The sequence below is a fragment of the Chelativorans sp. Marseille-P2723 genome (assembly GCF_902809845.1).
Taxonomy (GTDB): domain Bacteria; phylum Pseudomonadota; class Alphaproteobacteria; order Rhizobiales; family Rhizobiaceae; genus Chelativorans.
On sequence record NZ_CADDWI010000008.1, the window covers coordinates 553,995 to 569,503 of the forward strand.

Sequence of the window (15,509 nt, forward strand, 5' to 3'; positions counted from 1 at the left end):
CATGACAGCAGTAACGAAAAGCAATGTCATCGGTGCGGCAGCGCTCGCCGAGCCTCCGCTTACGCAAGCGACGAGGCCGGCGCTCCTTTCGGTGGAGGACGCCAAGGCGCTCAACGTCGAGCAGATGGCCGACCTGTTCAAGGCGCATATCAACCCGGGACAGTTCCACTTCATGAAGCTCCTGGGCTTCCACAAAGTGAAGGTCGAACGTGCCGAAGGCATGTACTACATCGACCAGCACGGGCGGAAGATCCTAGACTTCTTCGGCGGTTTCGGCTCGCTCGCCTTCGGGCACAACCACTCGCGCATCTTGGAGGCGCGCCGCAGGTTCCAGGACGAGAAGCGGCACGAGATCGCAATTGCCTTCCTTTCGCAATATTCGACAGCTCTCGCGCAAAATCTTGCCCGCTGCTCGCCAGGGGACCTTGAAATGGTCTTCTTCGGCTCCTCGGGATCGGAGGTCATGGAAGCGGCGGTGAAGCTTGCCGAGCGGGCGGCCGGGAGGAAGCGGCCGAAGATCGTCTATGCCGAGAATTCCTTTCATGGAAAGACGAAGGGCGTGCTGGCGGTCACCGACGGTAGCCTTTATCGCGGCGAGTTTCTGCTCACCGGCAACACCGTGCGCGTGCCTTTCGGAGACATCGAGGCTGTCGAGAACGCCTTCCGGGCTGACCCGGAGATCGGGGCCATTGTATTGGAGACGATACAGGGTGGTGGCGGCATCATTGAGGCCGATCCGGCCTTCTGGCCGAAGTTGCGCGAACTGTGCGACCGGTACGGCGTCATCTGGGTCGCCGACGAGGTGCAATGCGGCTATGGACGTACGGGGCGCTTCTATGCTTTCGAACATTACGGCGTGGTGCCTGACATCACGGCGCTTGCCAAGTCGTTAGGGGCAGGCAAGGCCGCCATCGGCGCCATGATCGCCCGGCGGGACATCTATTTGAAGGCTTATGGCACGCCCAAGTCGGCGATGGTACATGCCATGGCGACATTCGGGGGCATCGGCGAAGCTTGCGTGACCGCTATCGAAGGCCTCAACGTGCTTTACGATGAGCAGCTCATGCAGAACGCGGCCGAAACAGGCGGCTATCTCATCGAGAGGCTCATGGCGCTGCAAGAGAAGTATCCCCGCATCATCAAGGAAGTCCGGGGCAGGGGATGCATGGTCGGACTTGAATTCCACGACTTCTCGCACACCATGCCGGCAGTTGTTAGGCCCATGCTTTCCATGCTGGACGACAAGTTGAAGGGCTCGCTATCCGGCTTTGTGGGCGCGCTTCTGTTGCGCGATCATGGCGTGCTCGTGGCTTTCACCGAATATAACCGCAACGTCATCCGTCTGGAGCCCCCGCTGATTGTCAGGCGGAAGCATGTCGATCAGTTCATTGCCGCGCTTGATGAATTGCTTGGGCGGGGCGTGGTCGCAATCGTGAAGGATTTCGTGAAGAGTCAGGTGAGCTGAGGAATCGGCGGAGTCACGGCACCTTGACTACATCCGACGAGCCGTTGCCTGGATTTGCCAGTGGAGAGAGCGAATGAGCCTGACCGCTCAGACGACCATCGTGGGCCGCTTGCTCGACACCGGCGCCACATTCGCGCGCCGGATGACCACGCGCAAGGTGCTCGACCGTGCGGGAGCGTTCCTTCTGCTCATTGGCGTGCTTGCGGTTTCTGCCTACGGCTGGATCCGGCCAGATTATAATTGGGATATGGTCGCCTATGTCGCAGCCGCTCTAGAGGACAGGTTCGACGACGCGGTCAGCCTGCATGCGGAAACCTGGGCGCGCATCGACGCAGGTGCCGATGAGGGACAAGAATATCATCTTAAACATTCCAATCCCTACAATCTGAACCAGTGGGAGAATCCGGAGGATTTTCAGTCGCAACTTTCCATGTACCGGGTGAAGGTCGCCTATGTGGCGCTGCTTCGGCTTCTGGAACCCGTCACAGGGCTTGTGCAAGGAGCGATACTCCTGAGCGTGCTGCCCGCGCTCGGCGTAGGGCTAATATGCCTGTGGTGGCTGTGGCGGGCACAGGCGCTGCAGGGTGCGTTCCTGCTGCTGCCTTTTCTGCTCTTGGCAGACTATTCGCGCATGACCTCGGCAGCGGTGCCGGACATGCTGCTGGCATTGGTTACCCTTGCGGCGCTTTACGCGCTATGGCGCGGCCGCCAATGGCTGGGATGTTTCCTGCTCTTCACATCGGTCTTCGTAAGGCCGGACAACATCATTCTCATCTTTGCGGTTCTGATTGCCGCCATTCTTTTCAACTCGCGAAAGCTGCCGATCGCTGTCTCCTTTGCGGCAGCTTTCATTGCCTGCCTTGTCATTTCCCGATTGGGCGAGCATCCGGGTTGGTGGGCGCACTTCTATTTCTCCTGTGTGGAGATACAGAACAACATGGCGGACTTCCGCCCGGATTTCTCACTCTTCGCCATGATCAGCGGATATGTGCGCGGTGCTGTCATATCGATGCAGTACAATGATTGGCCGGCGCTGCTCCTCCTTATGATGGCCGGCTGGGCATTAATCGGGCGATTTGGCCACATGGGCGAAGCGCGAGCAAACATGCTCACCTTCGCGCTGGCTGTTGGCGCGCTTGGAAAATTCGTCAGTTTTCCTCTGCCCGACGACCGCTTCTACTTCGTCTTCATTGCCGGGCTTGCGCTGACGCTTCTGTCTTCCTGGAAGCCGCGCTTCGATCGCGAATGGGTGGCCTGAGCGATACGTCGCGCCGCAAGTCGGGCATGTCGCAAACAGGCAGGGAGATGACGTGCGCTAACGCATAATCTTCCTTGTCAATGCAGGCCCGATCCGGCCTTCGAGGGGAGAGAGACTGTATGAAAAGCGAGGCGCGCGCTGTCGTTATCGGTGGAGGGGTCGTGGGCGTGTCCACCCTCTACCATCTGGCCCGGAAGGGCTGGTCAGATGTGGTGCTACTGGAGCGCAAGGAGCTGACCTCCGGATCCACCTGGCATGCGGCTGGCCTCCTGCCGCTTTTCAACATGAGCTACTCAGTCGGGCAGATTCATAAATATTCAGTGGAGTTCTACCGGGAGCTTGAGCGCGAGACCGACATGGATGTCGGCTTCAAGCAATGCTCGAACATCCGGCTGGCGCGCACCAAGGATCGCTGGGACGAATATATGTATTATGCCGGCATTGCCGAAACTATCGGCGTCGCCGTCAACATCCTCACGCCCGAGCAGGTGAAGGGAATTTGGCCGCTCTGCGAGACTGACGGGCTTCTCGGCGCTATCCAACATCCCGACGACGGCTATATCCAACCCGCGGATCTGACGCAGGCGCTGGCCAAGGGGGCGCGTGACCGGGGAGCCACGATCCACCGCAATACGGCGGTAACCGCCATTGAGAAGGCGCCGGACGGGCGCTGGCTGGTGAAGACCGAAAAGGGCAACATTCTCGCTGAGCACGTGATATCCGCGACAGGCAATTTTGCCCGCAAGACAGGCCGGATGGTGGGCCTTGATGTGCCTGTCATTCCCGTCGAGCACCAATACATCGTCACCGAGCCGCATCCGGCGATCCTGGAACGCAAAAAGCAAGGGCTCCCCGAAATGGGCGTACTGCGCGAAAGCGACTCCTCCTGGTATATGCGCGAGGAAAATGGCGGGCTTCTGCTCGGCCCGTATGAGCAGGGGGCGCCCTGCTGCTACGTCGACGGGCCGTCGGAAGACAGCGAATATGAGCTTTTCCAGGAGGATCTGGAGCGGCTGATGCCGCATGTGGAAACGGCGATCGCCAGGGTCCCGGCCTTTGGCGAGGTGGGGATCAAGAAGATCTATAACGGCGCAATTGCCTATACGCCCGATGGATCGCCGATCATCGGTCCGGCTCCGGGGCTTAAGAACTTCTGGTTGAACGAGGGTCATTCCTTCGGCGTCACCGCGGCTGGCGGCGCTGGCTGGCAACTGGCCGAATGGATCGTGGAGGGCGAGCCTTCAATTGACATGATGGGCGTCGATCCACGCCGCTTCGGCCCTTACGCCACGGAAGGTTATCTGCGCGCCAAGAACGAGGAGGCCTATGCCAACGTCTTTACCGTCCACTATCCGGACGAGGAACGGCCCGCCGCCCGGCCCCTGAAGACCACGCCCTGCCATGAACGCATGAAGAAGCTGGGGGCCGTCTTCGGCTCCGTCTATGGCTGGGAGCGGCCCAACTGGTTCGCACCTGAAGGCTATGAGGTGCCTGCAGAAGAGCTGGACGTCGGCACGGATGTGCTTCTGAAACACAACCATGCCGCTCCCCTTGATGACGGCCGCATCGTGGAGAGATGGTCGTTCCGCCGCGCAAATTATTTCGAGCATGTCGGCAACGAGGTGCGCAACGTGCATGAGAATGTCGGCCTTCTCGATATGTCGGCATTCGCCAAATGCTGGGTGAGCGGGCCGGAAGCAGAAGCCTGGCTCAATCGCATTTTTGCCAACCAGGTTCCGAGAAAGAACGGGCGCATTGCGCTTTGCCACATCCTGACCAAGCGTGGCGGCGTACGCTCGGAGTTCACCGTCTACAGGCAGCCTGAAGGCTTTTATCTGGTCTCGGCGGGGGCCTATGAGACGCATGACCATGACGTGCTGAGAAAGCTTCTGCCGGAGGATGGCAGCGTGCGGATGGTACCTGTCACCACGGCGCGCGGTGTGCTGGTGCTGGCAGGGCCGCGCAGCCGCGACGTGCTGAGAAAGCTGACTCGTGCCGATCTATCCAACGCGGCCTTTCCCTGGCTCTCTGGGCAACAAATCTCCGTTGGGCACGCCACTGCGGACGCGCTCCGGGTCAACTTCGTGGGTGAGCTTGGATGGGAACTGCACCATCCCATCGAAATGCAGAATGCCATCTTCGACATGGTGATGGAGGCGGGCCAGGAGTTCGGTATCAAACCCTTTGGCATCCGCGCGATGACGTCAATGGCCATCGAAAAGAGCTACAGGCTTATCCCGCGCGAACTTTCCATTGAATATACCGCCTGGGAAAGCGGCATCGACCGGTTCGTGCGTATGGAGAAGGACGATTTCATCGGCCGGGAAGCACTGGAGCGCCAGCGGGAGAGGGGCCTTAACTGGAAATTCGTGACCCTTGAGGTTCACGATGTGACGGATGCGGACGCGCGCGGCTCCGAAGCAATCTACAAGGATGGCAAGTTGGTGGGGCGGGCTACCCATGGCGGTTATGGCTGGCGCGTGGGCAAAAGCCTCGCGCTCGGCATGGTGCGTCCGGAATTCGCCAAGGAAGGCACACAGCTCGACATCAATATTCTTGGCCGCCTGCACGGGGCGACGGTGATTGGGGAAAGTCCCTACGATCCCGAAAACCATGCCTTGCGCTCCGATGGATGAGGTGGATCCCCGGATCTTAAGAAGGCGGTATAAACTCTAAAGACGTACTTCGCGGAAATGTGAACGCGTCCTCAAGGTTTTTTGCCCAGGGCGGATTGCCGTGCCGCCGTCAGCCCGTAAACTTCGCCATTATGTGGATGCTCCACGACAACCGCTATCTTCATCGAGGCGTGCTTGCCGCCTTGATGGCCTTGCTGCTTTCAGCAAAGGGGCAAGCGCAGGAGGCGGTAGACGTGGAATTGATCCTGGCGGTGGACGTTTCACTTTCCATGTCCCCCGGGGAACTGGAGATTCAACGGCGGGGCTACGCAGAGGCGCTAACGCATGAAAGCGTCGTACAGGCGATAGAGGACGGCATTAACGGGCGTATCGCACTCTCCTATTTCGAATGGGCTGGGGACTTTTCACAGCGGATCGTCGTCCCGTGGACGGTCGTGGCTTCGGCAGAGGATGCCGCGCGGGTGGCTGAAATGCTGTCGGCCACGCCGCCGCGCAGCGCCAGGCGCACATCCATCTCCGGAGCGATCAGTTTCGCTGCTGATCTTTTTGCCGAAAGCAGCTTTAATGGATTGCGCCGCGTTCTCGATATTTCCGGAGATGGACCCAACAATCAGGGGCCGCCGGTGGAGGAAGCCCGGGACAGTCTCCTTGCCGCAGGTGTCACCATCAATGGCTTGCCGCTGATGACCAATGAGGGCTTCAGCAGCAACTACGATGTTGCGGATCTAGATCTTTATTATGCCGATTGTGTGATCGGCGGACCCGGCGCTTTCATGATCCCCGTCAATGCATGGGAACAGTTTTCGGAAGCCGTCCGGCGCAAGCTGGTAATCGAGCTTGCGGGAAAGGAACCTGCGCAAATGCAGCCTTCCATCGTGCTGGCGCAAGCAGAACAACGCCGGGATTGCATGATTGGCGAGAAGATGTGGCAGGACCGTAACCGGATGTGGCCCCAATAGCGGGCCGACGTTCTTGCGACGCCAGTTTTAAGAAAGAAAATCCCGGAGATGCGAAAAACCTAAGCTGCCATCAGGTGCTTGTGGTTGGCTCGTTCTTGCTGCGGCGAGCGGCCGTAAAGCTCGCGGTAACATTTCGAGAAATGCGATGCAGAAACGAAGCCGCAGGCAACCGCCACCTCCACGACCGGGAGGGAGGACTGACGCAGCAGGTAACGAGCGCGGTCCAGCCGCAGTTCCAGATAATAGCGGGCGGGTGAGCGGCCCATCTGCTGGCGAAAGAGTCGCTCGATCTGCCGGCGTGAAAGGCCGACTGCTTCTGCAATGTCCACCAGCGAAGCTGGTTCTGAAAGGTTTGCCTCCATAAGCTCGATGATGCTGAGAACCTTCGCGTTTTGTATGCCGAGCCTTGCGCGCAGTGGAAGGCGCTGACGGTCCGAAGGGTTTCTTACGCGATCAGTCAGCATTTGCTCGCAGACGCGGTTGACCAGATTCTCGTCGAAATCTTCGCCGATGAGGCGGAACATCATATCCATCGCAGCCGTACCGCCGGCACAGGTGTAGATGTTCGAATCGATCTCGAAAAGATCGGCAAAGACACTGACCCTGGGGAAGCGCTCGGCGAAGCCTGGGAGATTTTCCCAATGAATTGCGCAGCGCTTGTTTGCAAGAAGACCGGCCGCGGCAAGGATGTGTGCGCCCGTGCAAAGCCCGCCAAGTGCGACGCCGCGATTATATTCCTCCCGCAGCCACGCAAAAACAGACCTATTATCGTAAGATTCCACATTGAGCCCACTGCAAACGATGACCATGGACGGGCGGCCAGCGCCGATCATCATCTGCCGCTCTTCGGAAAGCGAGGTGTCAACCGCAAGCTCAACCCCGTTGGAAGCTCGGACGGGCTTCCCATCCACGCTCGCCAGCCGCCAGCGATAAGCCTGATTATCAGCCATGCGGTTGGCTGCGCGAAGCGGCTCCAATGCGTTCGCGAACGCCACCATCGTAAAATCCGGCACAAGGAAGAAGACCAGTGAGCGCTTGAAAGTCATGCCATCCTGCATAACGACCACTCCCTGTGGAGAGCTCTCCCTCACCGAACATGTCGCTAAGAGACAAGCCTTCCTCGGGAATGCCCCCCCTGTCAATAGGTTGCACGGCGTTGCGCCAATCGCCTGCTTCCAGCAACGCTGGCTCCGAATGAACAGGGGGATAGGGCAAAGCCCAGGATGTTTCACCAACGCCTTTCCCAGAGCGAATGTTGTGGCAATCCGCGCACCCGCTCAGAAGCATCGCCTGCTGGCCAGCCAATATCCTTTCTTATCTCAGGAGGCAGGCTAGTGATATAATGATGGTTCCGCCGCCGCCTCCAAAGGGCGACCCTGTTTTGCCAATACTCCACCAAGTGCGAGCGAATAGACATATTTCTCTCCATCCCTAACATCGTGGTTGACTATCGGCTCGCTGTTAGCTTCAATCAAACGAAATAGAATGAACGATTGATTGAAGAAAATTGAATGGTGACAGCGATGAATGCGCCGCTCAACCACCCGATGCCGCTTCTCGAACCCGATCTGCTGCGCACATTCGTTGCCATTGCGGAGACAGGCAGCTTCTCCGCGGCCGCGAGCGCGGTCTTCCGCACGCCTTCAGCGGTTTCGATGCAGATCAAGAAGCTGGAAGATATCCTCGGCCGGTCCGTTTTCCTGCGCGATGCGCGATCGGTGACGCTTACCGCCGATGGCGAGGTCCTGCTCTCCTATGCCCGCCGTCTGTTGGCACTAAACAGGGAGGCGGTGTCCAAATTCGTGATGCCGGACATCAGCGGCGTCGTCAGGCTGGGCTCACCCGATGATTTCGGCGAGCGCGTGTTGCCCAGCGTGCTGAAGCGTTTTGCACAATCGCACCCGGCCGTCGCGGTTGATGTGGTGATCGACCAGAGCTCGAATCTGCGAAAGCGCATGAATGGCCGCCAGCTCGACATAACTCTTTTGACCTGCACGGACACGATGATGGAGCCGGGCGTTGAAATTCTGCTGTCGGAGCCGATCGCCTGGGCGGGTGCGAAGGGCGGCTGCGCCCATCTGCGCGAGCCTCTGCCGGTTTCGATATGGGAAGAGGGCTGCGCGTGGCGCTCGGCCGCACTCAAGGCTCTTGGTGAGGAAGGGCGCAGCTATCGCATTGCTTATATGAGCGCCCATACGGCAGGCCAGAGAGCAGCGATCCTGGCCGATCTGGCGATTGCGCCGCTGCCCAAGTCCTTTATTGGCGGGGACCTTGTCGAACTTGGCGAGGATGATGGCCTGCCGCCGATGGGAAATTATCATATCGGGATGCTTGTCGCGCCTGAAGCGGACGCGCCGATGCGCGCTGCTGCGGACCATATCCGTGCCACCTTCGAGCTTTTCCACGAGACGGGCCGCTTCTGAGTTTGCGGAACTGCTGCAAGGGTGACGGGTTTACCGGTGGGGCGGAATAGAGGAGGGTTTCATGCCGGATGCGCAGCGAGAAACCATCGCCGGCATTTCTCTTTCTCATCCTGGAAAGGTGGTATTCGAAGCAGCGGGGCTGACCAAAGCCGACATCGCCCGACATTACGTGCGCGTTGCAAAGCGCATGTTGCCGTTGGTGGAGAAGCGACTGGTGAGCCTCGTCCGCTGCCCCGAAGGCTCCAGCCGCGAATGCTTTTTCCAGAAGCATGCCGGGCGGGGATTCCCCAAAGAAGTCAAGCGGCAGGTGATCATAGAGAAGGACGGGGACGAAGCGGATTATCTTTTCATCCGCGACCTGGCGGGGCTCGTTGCTAGTGTGCAGATGAACACGCTGGAGTTTCATGTCTGGAGCTCACGTATCGATGCGCTCGAAAAACCGGACCGGCTGGTCTTCGACCTGGACCCGGATGAGAAACTGGGATTTGCCCAGGTCCGCCAGGCAGCTCTCGACCTGCGGGACCGGCTCGAATACCTCGGTCTGCGTTCGTTACCGCTGGTGACCGGCGGCAAGGGCGTACATGTGGTTGCCCCGCTTTCCCCGCGCGCGGAATGGCCGGAGGTCAAGGCTTTCGCGAAAGCCCTCGCGCAGCAGATGAGTCGCGATGAGCCCGAGCGTTTTCTTGCTCAAGCATCGAAGGAGAAGCGCGAGGGACGAATCTTCATCGATTGGATGAGGAACGAGCGTGGGGCGACGGCCATTGCGCCCTACTCGACAAGGGCAAGAAAGGGCGCGCCGCTCGCCATGCCCGTTTCATGGGAAGAGATCCAGACGCTTGCTGCTGCGAATGTCTTCCATGTCGAAGATATGGAGAAGCGGATGAGCGCGCGCGATCCATGGGCCGAAGCCGGGCAATGGCAGCAGTCGATCACAAAGCCGCTTTTAAGAAAGGCAGGAGTGGATACGGATTTTCGATGAAGTCATAGCGTTACCAGGGAATATGAAAGTGGTGTGTCAAAGCCAATTCTGAAGGAGTCGTACGCGTGCCTTTTGGTAACACCCCGCCCGTCGGTGGACCCCCTCCAGCCTATTCGCGCCATCAAGATCCCGCTGTGGAGTCCAGGGGCCGGTATGATCGTCCTCCTGCATATGATCCCGGGCCGCCTCCGCCTTACAGTGCTTCCAATGAGCAGAGCCAAGGGCCTGTCTGGGCGTCGGCGGCTGATGCTTGGCAGAGAAGGTCGGGGGATGACGAGGGCAGCTCAGGTTCGTTGCGGGAGTCACGCGTATAGGAACGAACCCAATGTCGCAGCGGGCGAATGACCCGTCTGCACAAGGTGCCTGTCCCGGAACAGCCGGCATCCGCGAACGAAGCTCCAGGAAAAGTGGGTTCCGGGTTTCCGCTAGACTAGGAATTCCGTACGGCAAAGTCGTAGATCATTTCAGCTTCCTCAATGGTCTATTGTCTCCGCCTTGCAATCCGCTTCTCACGAGACCGGCGGCGCGGCGCTTCGGCGCCGCCTTCGGCCAAGACCTTGCGGGGCGGCAACTGCACCTGGAGGCTCAGCTTCGGGAACGGGTCCACCTTGTTGGGCAGCGCCATGGCGTGGACAAAGTGTTCCTGGAACTTTGGCTCCAGCGCCGTCTCGATCTTTTCGATGCGTCGCACCGTCGCTTCGATTCCGCGACGGTGATTGCGGTTCAGGAGAGCCATGCGCGCACCCGTGCCTGCTGCATTTCCAACGGCGGAAACCTTCTCCAGTTCGCAATCGGGAATGAGGCCCAGCACCATCGCGTACATGGGGTCTATGAAGGTGCCAAAGGCGCCTGCAAAGCGGATGGAATCGACCGTCTCAACCTCCTGCTTCTCCATCAGCAGCTTGATGCCTGCGTAAAGTGCCGCTTTTGCAAGCTGAATGGCGCGCACGTCATTCTGCGTGACCGTAATGCGCGGCTCGCCCTCATGCAGCAGGTAGGCAAAGGTGCGCCCCTGGCTTTCGATACGCGGCGTGCGAGCGGCAAGCGCCCCATCCACCACCCCATCTTCTGAAATGATGCCGCACAGATACATTTCTGCGATAGCTTCGATGATGCCGGAGCCGCAGATGCCGGTGACACCCGTTTCGGCCACTGCCTCGGCAAAACCCGGGTCATCGGACCATAATTCCGATCCTATGACGCGGAAGCGCGGCTCCAGGGTCTCGCGATCTATGCGCACCCGCTCGATGGCTCCGGGCGCGGCGCGCTGCCCGGAGGAAATCTCTGCCCCTTCGAAGGCCGGTCCGGTGGGGGAGGAGGCGGCCACGACGCGGTGCCTGTTTCCCAGGACGATTTCCGCATTGGTGCCCACATCTACGATGAGCATCATCTCGTCCTGGCGGTCGGGCCCTTCAGAAAGCGTCACAGCGGCAGCGTCGGCACCTACATGACCGGCAATGCAGGGCAGCATGTAGAGCCGGGCACCTCGATTGAGTCCGAGACGCAGGTCGCTTGCGCGCGTTTTGACCGCGCCGGAGACAGCAAGTGCGAAGGGCGCGCCGCCAAGCTCCGTCGGATCGATACCGAGGAAGAGATGGTGCATGATGGGATTGGCGACAAAAACCGCATCCAGAATGTCGGTGCGGTTTACTCCGCCTTCTACCGCTACCCGCTCGATGAGCCGGGAAACCTCCTGCTGTACCGCCCGCGTCATCGCCTGACGGCCGTCCGGATTCATCATCACGTAGGACACGCGGCTCATCAGGTCCTCGCCAAAGCGGATCTGCGGGTTGGGAGCGCCCGCGGACGCCACGACGCGGCCGGAAAGCAGGGAGACCAGATGCATCGCGATGGTGGTGGAGCCGATATCGCAGGCAAGCCCATAGGCTTCGTTCTTCAAGCCCGGCCAAAGGGCAATGACGTGGGCCGTATCATCTTCGTCGTCATGATGGATGGCTGCCGTAACGGCCCAGTTCTCTTGCCGAAGAATGTTCTGGACATCACTTAGAAGATGAAAATCCACCGCTAGGCGCTTGTATCCCCATTCTTTTCTTAACTGTTCCTTGAGGCGGTCCAGATCCCCCAGAGGCTTGTGCATGTCCGGTTGCTCGACCTCGACATAGCAAAGCTGCACGGCGGGATAACGCTCGATCACCCTGGTGTCGGCATCCTTGCGCACAACCTGGGCGTTGATGACCGCATCCTGGGGGACGTCGATGACGAGGTCGCCTTCGATCGTGGCCGAGCAGGAAAGGCGGCGGCCGGGAGGGAGTTCGCGCTTTTCCGCATAGCGCGCTTCCGTCGAGCCGGGTGGGGATATGTTCTGTTTGGAGGAAGAAATCTGGTGCTTGGCGAAGTGCCCTTCCTGCACCTCGATCTGGCAGCGCCCGCAAGTAGCGCGTCCGCCGCAAACACTCTCCACATAGACGCCAAGCTGCCGTGCGGCATCGAGTACCGTCGTGCCCTTGGGAAAGCGGCCGCGCTTTCCCGATGGCATGAAGAGGACGAGGGGCTCCGCGTGATTGGGGCGCGCATTCATGAAAGGGCCTGCTCCGAATATGGGGCGCTGTGAAAGAGCACCATCACCTCCAGGGTGAACTTCAACTCAACCTTGGCCCATTCGCGCCATTCGGGCTTCGCGACCGCCTCGGCGACGCCCCCGGGCAGCCTGTCCGCCATTGCCTGCGAGCAACTCCGCAGAGGCACCGGCGCTGCCAGTCTGCGCCGGTTGCTGGTCGCGATAGGTCATGATCCAGGTCTGACAATTGGGATCGGTGCCGTTGAGCACATTTGCAGCCCGCACCATCTCCATTTCCTGCGGGCGGCACGGATTCATGATCGCGCTGGTCAGGCCTGCGCCGATCACCATGGGAATGAAGCCCGCATTGATTCCATGCCTGTGCGGCAGCCCAAAGGAGATGTTGGAAAGGCCGCAAGTCGTGTTCACCTTCAGCTCTTCCCGCAGGCGGCGCAGAAGCGCGAACACCTGCTTGCCGGCAGTTCCCATGGCGCCTATGGGCATGACCAGAGGGTCGACCACCACGTCATGGGCGGGAATGCCGTAATCGGCGGCGCGCTGGACAATCTTCCTGGCCACCTCGAAGCGCACGTCAGGGTCTTCGGAGATGCCCGTCTCGTCGTTTGAAATCGCCACCACGGGTACATCGTATTTCTTCACAAGCGGAAGGATTGCTTCCAGCTTCTCTTCCTCACCGGTAACGGAGTTCACCAGCGGGCGACCTTTGGCAACCTTCAGCGCAGCCTCAATTGCCGCGGAGACGGAGGAGTCGATTGACAGCGGAACATCCACGAGATCCTGCACGATCTGTAACGTTTGAACGAGAAGCTCAGGCTCTGTCGCATTGGGATCGACCGCCGTCACGCCGGCATTGACATCGAGCATCGTTGCGCCGGCATTCACCTGCTCCAGGGCATCCTTCTTCACCGTTTCGAAGTTGCCGGCCACCATCTCTGCGGCAAGCTTCTTGCGGCCGGTCGGGTTAATCCGTTCCCCAATGACACAGAAAGGCTGATCGAAGCCGATTACGACTTCTCGGGTCGCAGAGGCGACGATGGTACGGGTCATGCATAAACCTCCAAGAAGATATAAAGATTTCCTTATATCGTTATCTGTTCAAGGGCAATAAGGCAGTGGCAATCCGCAAGTGGGACAGCGTTCCTCCTCTCGCTTCGATCGCCGTTTCAATCTGCCATGCCGTGGCCGATTGCCTTGTTCACCATCTCCACCGGCTTCTCGTTGGGCGCTTCCAATATGTGGTCTAGACGTTTCGCGACGAGGGCGTCATCGGGTCCGGGCTCGCGCCGCCACGGTTTGCGGCCCCTGAGCACGCCTGACTCGTGCACGATCTCGGCAACATATTCCTCCTGGCGGTACGCCATCACATGGATGCCGGAAATACCCTCGATTTCCTTCACCTCGTTAATGATATCGATGCAAAGGCGCTTGCCTTCCTCCTTCTCGTTCTCCGCGCCCGCTAGGCGGCTGATCACGGCATCAGGTATGTGGACGCCCGGCACATTGTTGCGGATCCAGCGAGCGGAGCGGGAGGATGCCAGGGGACCAACTCCGATAAGGATGAAACATTGCTCATGCAGTCCCATGTCGCGCACACGCTTCATGAATTCCTTCAGCATAGGCACGTCGAAGCAGTACTGGCTTTGCACGAACTGCGCGCCAGCCGCGATCTTCTTTGCGAAGTGGAGCGCGCGGAATTCATAAGGGGGAGCGAAGGGGTTGATCGCCGCGCCAAGGAACAGTGCAGGAGGCGTGGTAAGCTTCCGTCCCGACAGGAAGCGCGCTTCGTCGCGCATGATGCGGATCGTCTCCAGCAGCGATACGGAATCGAGGTCGCAAACGGGCTTTGAGCCGGGCTGATCGCCTGCCTGCACGCCATCCCCGGTCAGGCATAAAATGTTGGCAACGCCCATGGCCGCGGCACCAAGAACGTCCCCCTGAATGGCGATTCGGTTCCTGTCGCGGCAGGCGATTTGCATGATGGGCGCGTATCCCATCCGCGTAAGCAGCGCACAAATACCGATGGAGGACATATGGCAATTGGCGCCCGAAGCATCGACCGCGTTAATGCCGTCCACCCAGCCGTCAAAGACGGCGGCCCGATCATAGACATCCTGTGCGTTGGCGCTGTCAGGCGGGTTGAGTTCAGCCGTGACGGCAAACTCGCCGCGCCGCAAGATGCGCTCTAGCCGCCCTCGGGAGGAATGGCCGGGGAGGGGATCGAGCGGCAGATCTGCCCCAGCGGGATTTTCATCCTGTTGGCGGGGTTCCCTTGTCATTGGTCCGCCGGTATCTTCGCGCGCTCGGCGGCGGCAAGAGCCGTCACACGCAACCAGGCCGAGGTCTCGCGCAGTGACTGGTCCACCGGCTTCTGCACCGCCAGGATCGCGTCGCCCCTACGCATGCGCTGCGCGCCTTCCCACGCCTTCACCCAGACGCAGGGCATGTCCGGCTCCACTTCGCAATTGCCGTTGGCACGCACACCGCCGCAAGGGCCATTTCTGAGTTGCTTGGGGCAGTTCATCGGGCAGGACATGCCTGTGGACGAAAGAATGCATTGCCCGCACATGCGGCAGTCGAATATCAGCCCCTTTACCTGCCTTTCAATGAAAGTCACGGGCTTTTCAGCGCGCGAATAGCCGATCGCGTTCCACAAAGGATGCAACTTCAGGAAGAAGTTGGCGAAGCGGCTGTAGAACCATTCGAGGAAGCGCGCATGACGCACAGCCCACAGCCGCATTGCGTAGGGACGCTGCACGCGGCGATGCGGCGAAACATCGGCGGGTTTATAGGCAAACCTCGCCCGCGCCCTGTGAACCAGCGTCGCCTGAGTTGTGGTCGATCTCCGTGATTCCTGCCCGTTAGGTGCTGTCATATCCGCCTGCCTTGACAAGCGCTACCAGCCGCTCGCGCGGGAATTCCCGTTCGATGGACTGAAGAGCCTTGTCGGCCTCGGCCTCCAGATCGTCGCTGACGGGCACGGCATCGCCTCGGCGCCATTCGGCCAGATAGGCATCGGTATCGCGCGCGCCAACACGCATTGCACACATGTCGATCGCTTCGGTAAAACGCAGCGACAGTTCCCGCTTTGCGGTCTGCCGCCCCTTCTTGACGATTACCTGTGCGGGAATATCGCGCCAGTAGAGAACGATCAGATCGGCCATAGAGCCTTCCTTTGCGTCTTGAAATGGAGGATTGCCGAAAGCATCGGGCGCTTGCTTGTTGCCCCACGACGCCTGCGGCTTCAAAAGCG

Annotated in this window: 12 protein-coding genes; 6 read left to right on the plus strand and 6 right to left on the minus strand. The window is 59.9% G+C overall.

Annotation, left to right across the window (positions count from 1 at the left end; all coding sequences use genetic code 11):
- Position 1: 1 nt before the first annotated feature.
- The 4 genes from HUS57_RS04495 to HUS57_RS04510 all read left to right on the plus strand — a co-directional run bounded on the left by HUS57_RS04495 (position 2) and on the right by HUS57_RS04510 (position 6,318).
- On the plus strand, positions 2 to 1,465 hold the full coding sequence (locus HUS57_RS04495) for an aspartate aminotransferase family protein (protein ID WP_173931707.1): 1,464 nt from the start codon (positions 2 to 4) through the stop codon (positions 1,463 to 1,465).
- Positions 1,466 to 1,538: 73 nt separating this feature from the next.
- Complete coding sequence (locus HUS57_RS04500; protein ID WP_173931708.1) at positions 1,539 to 2,723, plus strand: hypothetical protein; 1,185 nt, start codon at positions 1,539 to 1,541, stop codon at positions 2,721 to 2,723.
- A 119-nt stretch (positions 2,724 to 2,842) separates the two neighbouring features.
- Positions 2,843 to 5,359, plus strand: coding sequence for an FAD-dependent oxidoreductase (locus tag HUS57_RS04505; RefSeq protein ID WP_173931709.1), 2,517 nt, complete (start codon positions 2,843 to 2,845; stop codon positions 5,357 to 5,359).
- 185 nt (positions 5,360 to 5,544) lie between these two features.
- Complete coding sequence (locus tag HUS57_RS04510; protein WP_246727775.1) at positions 5,545 to 6,318, plus strand: DUF1194 domain-containing protein; 774 nt, start codon at positions 5,545 to 5,547, stop codon at positions 6,316 to 6,318.
- Positions 6,319 to 6,377: 59 nt separating this feature from the next.
- Here the strand turns inward: HUS57_RS04510 and HUS57_RS04515 are convergent, their stop codons facing one another.
- Positions 6,378 to 7,376, minus strand: coding sequence for a GlxA family transcriptional regulator (locus tag HUS57_RS04515; protein ID WP_173931710.1), 999 nt, complete (start codon positions 7,374 to 7,376; stop codon positions 6,378 to 6,380).
- Positions 7,377 to 7,841: 465 nt separating this feature from the next.
- On the opposite strand from HUS57_RS04515, the gene HUS57_RS04520 reads away from it, so the two are divergent.
- Both HUS57_RS04520 and ligD read left to right on the plus strand, forming a co-directional pair.
- The gene (locus HUS57_RS04520) at positions 7,842 to 8,741 is read left to right on the plus strand and encodes a LysR family transcriptional regulator (protein ID WP_173932277.1); all 900 of its coding nucleotides are present in this window, start codon (positions 7,842 to 7,844) and stop codon (positions 8,739 to 8,741) included.
- A 61-nt stretch (positions 8,742 to 8,802) separates the two neighbouring features.
- Positions 8,803 to 9,720, plus strand: coding sequence for a non-homologous end-joining DNA ligase (ligD, locus tag HUS57_RS04525; protein ID WP_173931711.1), 918 nt, complete (start codon positions 8,803 to 8,805; stop codon positions 9,718 to 9,720).
- A 481-nt stretch (positions 9,721 to 10,201) separates the two neighbouring features.
- Here ligD and HUS57_RS04530 read toward each other — a convergent pair whose 3' ends face one another.
- The 5 genes from HUS57_RS04530 to HUS57_RS04550 form a co-directional block, all read right to left on the minus strand.
- Positions 10,202 to 12,259 carry an ASKHA domain-containing protein gene (locus HUS57_RS04530; RefSeq protein WP_173931712.1) on the minus strand — a complete coding sequence of 686 codons (2,058 nt, stop codon included), beginning with the start codon at positions 12,257 to 12,259 and terminating at the stop codon, positions 10,202 to 10,204.
- A 66-nt stretch (positions 12,260 to 12,325) separates the two neighbouring features.
- Positions 12,326 to 13,306 (minus strand): methyltetrahydrofolate cobalamin methyltransferase, encoded by a 981-nt coding sequence (locus HUS57_RS04535; protein ID WP_173931713.1) that lies wholly within the window; start codon positions 13,304 to 13,306, stop codon positions 12,326 to 12,328.
- 116 nt (positions 13,307 to 13,422) lie between these two features.
- Positions 13,423 to 14,535, minus strand: a complete 1,113-nt coding sequence (locus tag HUS57_RS04540) for a methylenetetrahydrofolate reductase (RefSeq protein WP_173931714.1) — start codon at positions 14,533 to 14,535, stop codon at positions 13,423 to 13,425.
- On the minus strand, positions 14,532 to 15,131 hold the full coding sequence (locus HUS57_RS04545) for a methylenetetrahydrofolate reductase C-terminal domain-containing protein (RefSeq protein ID WP_173931715.1): 600 nt from the start codon (positions 15,129 to 15,131) through the stop codon (positions 14,532 to 14,534). The genes HUS57_RS04540 and HUS57_RS04545 overlap by 4 nt, the downstream gene beginning before the upstream one ends.
- Positions 15,118 to 15,420 carry a virulence factor gene (locus HUS57_RS04550; RefSeq protein ID WP_173931716.1) on the minus strand — a complete coding sequence of 101 codons (303 nt, stop codon included), beginning with the start codon at positions 15,418 to 15,420 and terminating at the stop codon, positions 15,118 to 15,120. Before HUS57_RS04550 ends, HUS57_RS04545 begins: the two co-directional genes overlap by 14 nt.
- Positions 15,421 to 15,509 lie beyond the last annotated feature (89 nt).

Coding starts and splice junctions, on each gene's coding strand:
- HUS57_RS04535 (WP_173931713.1), bottom strand. CDS start 13,306: ATGACCCGTACCATCGTCGCCTCTGCGACCCGAGAAGTCGTAATCGGC.
- HUS57_RS04510 (WP_246727775.1), top strand. CDS start 5,545: ATGGCCTTGCTGCTTTCAGCAAAGGGGCAAGCGCAGGAGGCGGTAGAC.
- HUS57_RS04530 (WP_173931712.1), bottom strand. CDS start 12,259: ATGAATGCGCGCCCCAATCACGCGGAGCCCCTCGTCCTCTTCATGCCA.
- HUS57_RS04515 (WP_173931710.1), bottom strand. CDS start 7,376: ATGCAGGATGGCATGACTTTCAAGCGCTCACTGGTCTTCTTCCTTGTG.
- ligD (WP_173931711.1), top strand. CDS start 8,803: ATGCCGGATGCGCAGCGAGAAACCATCGCCGGCATTTCTCTTTCTCAT.
- HUS57_RS04545 (WP_173931715.1), bottom strand. CDS start 15,131: ATGACAGCACCTAACGGGCAGGAATCACGGAGATCGACCACAACTCAG.
- HUS57_RS04495 (WP_173931707.1), top strand. CDS start 2: ATGACAGCAGTAACGAAAAGCAATGTCATCGGTGCGGCAGCGCTCGCC.
- HUS57_RS04550 (WP_173931716.1), bottom strand. CDS start 15,420: ATGGCCGATCTGATCGTTCTCTACTGGCGCGATATTCCCGCACAGGTA.
- HUS57_RS04520 (WP_173932277.1), top strand. CDS start 7,842: ATGAATGCGCCGCTCAACCACCCGATGCCGCTTCTCGAACCCGATCTG.
- HUS57_RS04500 (WP_173931708.1), top strand. CDS start 1,539: ATGAGCCTGACCGCTCAGACGACCATCGTGGGCCGCTTGCTCGACACC.
- HUS57_RS04540 (WP_173931714.1), bottom strand. CDS start 14,535: ATGACAAGGGAACCCCGCCAACAGGATGAAAATCCCGCTGGGGCAGAT.
- HUS57_RS04505 (WP_173931709.1), top strand. CDS start 2,843: ATGAAAAGCGAGGCGCGCGCTGTCGTTATCGGTGGAGGGGTCGTGGGC.